Genomic DNA, 1,615 nt, shown 5'->3' with positions numbered 1-1,615 from the left:
GGATGTCACGACATCCGGCCCGCGCGCGTTGATGCGGAGTTCGATCACCATCAACACCGCACCTCGCCGACCGCCATGCGCCGCCTGATCGCCGCCCTGCTGCTGCTCCTCCCGCTCGCCGCCTGCGACTCGCCGACCATCTCCCCTCAGCGGACGGGCAAGCTCACCGGCACGCTCAATGGCCAGCCGTGGGAGGGAACCGCGAACGCCGCGGTGTACCGCGACACGCTGTACATCAGCTCCGTGCAGCACGTCAAGGGGTCCGCGGAGCAGCACATCGCCGCCGCCGTCGTGCCGAACGGGCAGGGCGGGTACTCGGTCCTTCCGACGAGCGCGCGGCTGGGGGGCAGCCAATACCGGGAGGTGATCGGCGGGGACGGGATCACCTATACGGCGCAGGTTACGCAGGGCACCGTCACCTTCACCGAGTACGGCGCCACGCGCACCCGCGGATCGCTCCAGCTGACGTTCAGCGGCTCGCGTGGCACGTGGCAGTTCAGCGGACAATTCGACGCCCCCCGCTATGACGTGGAATGACCACACCAGCCAAAGCGCGACCCACTACGCGAGCAGTCCGCGAAGGCGGACTTCGGGCCGTCGTTGCCTCGGCATCCGTGACCGCTGCCGCGCCCAACCTGGGAAGTATCCGCCGTTAGATCCTTCGGCGCGCGGGGGCCGGCGTGAGGGAAGGTACCGTGCGATTGCGCCTCTGGATGACCGGCCCGGTCGCGGTGCCGCACTGGATGCGCGACACCGAACCGGAGGTACGAATTCGTTCGCGCCTCGGCTGGCCTCGCGCACACCCGTCGCTAGCAGTCCGCGAAGGCGGACTTTGGGCCCTTGTTGCCGCGACTTCAGTCGCCCCAGCGGAGCCGGCACCAAATTGACCGACATCCAGCATGAAGCCTCACCCCGGGATCCGCTCCGGGGTGAGGCTATTTCGTGCGAGAAGCGGCGACCTCTTCTCGCCTGCTACTTCCGCGGGTCCATCGGCCCGCCGCCGCCGTTGTCGGCGAAGCCGCCGCGGTTGTAGCCGTTGTAGCCCCGCTCGTTCGTGGGCCGGCGCGCGCTCTCGGGCGCGTACTGCCCCTGCCCCCGCGCGCCCGGCGCCTGCCCGTGGCCGCGGTAGTCGCCGCCGTAGCGAAGGCCCACGCTGTTGCGGTTGTACTGCCCCACGAACCCCGCGTCGCGCCGCACGCCGCCGTTCTCCACGTGGCGGAAGCCCTGGTCATACGTGTACCGTGGCGGCGCCTGGCCCGTCGGCGCGCGGCGCGCGTGCCCTTCCAGGCGCGGGTGATGGAAGATGCCCTGCCGGTCGTAGCGGCCGTCGCCCTCATCGTACACGCCGTTGAAGCCGCCCGCGAAGCCCAGGTCGTTCTGGTGCTGCATCCGGTGCCGGCCGTACGCGCCGTGGCGGTGGTCGGCCTCCATGCGGTGGCCGTGCCAGTCGCCGTCGCGCCAGTTGGGGTCCAGCGGCTGCGGCCGGCCCCACTGCGGGCCCAGCTCCAGTTCCCGGTACTGCGAATCATATCGGGCCATCGTGTGCCTCCCTGTTGTTGCATCTGCCTGAATCTTGCCTGACAGGTAGCAAGAAGCTTTCCCGCAGTATCCAACA

At 69.8% G+C, this 1,615-nt stretch carries 1 protein-coding gene and 1 pseudogene; one reads left to right on the top strand and one right to left on the bottom strand.

All coding sequences use genetic code 11. From position 1 onward, the window contains the following. Positions 1 to 537, top strand: a pseudogene (locus VIB55_RS19400) (hypothetical protein); the annotation flags it as partial. A 435-nt stretch (positions 538 to 972) separates the two neighbouring features. On the opposite strand, the gene VIB55_RS19395 reads toward VIB55_RS19400, so the two are convergent. Continuing rightward, positions 973 to 1,539 carry a hypothetical protein gene (locus VIB55_RS19395; protein WP_331878318.1) on the bottom strand — a complete coding sequence of 189 codons (567 nt, stop codon included), beginning with the start codon at positions 1,537 to 1,539 and terminating at the stop codon, positions 973 to 975. Positions 1,540 to 1,615 lie beyond the last annotated feature (76 nt).

The organism is Longimicrobium sp. (assembly GCF_036554565.1).
In the GTDB taxonomy this organism is placed as follows: Bacteria; Gemmatimonadota; Gemmatimonadetes; order Longimicrobiales; family Longimicrobiaceae; genus Longimicrobium.
Note: the sequence above shows the minus strand (reverse complement) of the source record. Positions and strands in the feature narration are given on the sequence as shown.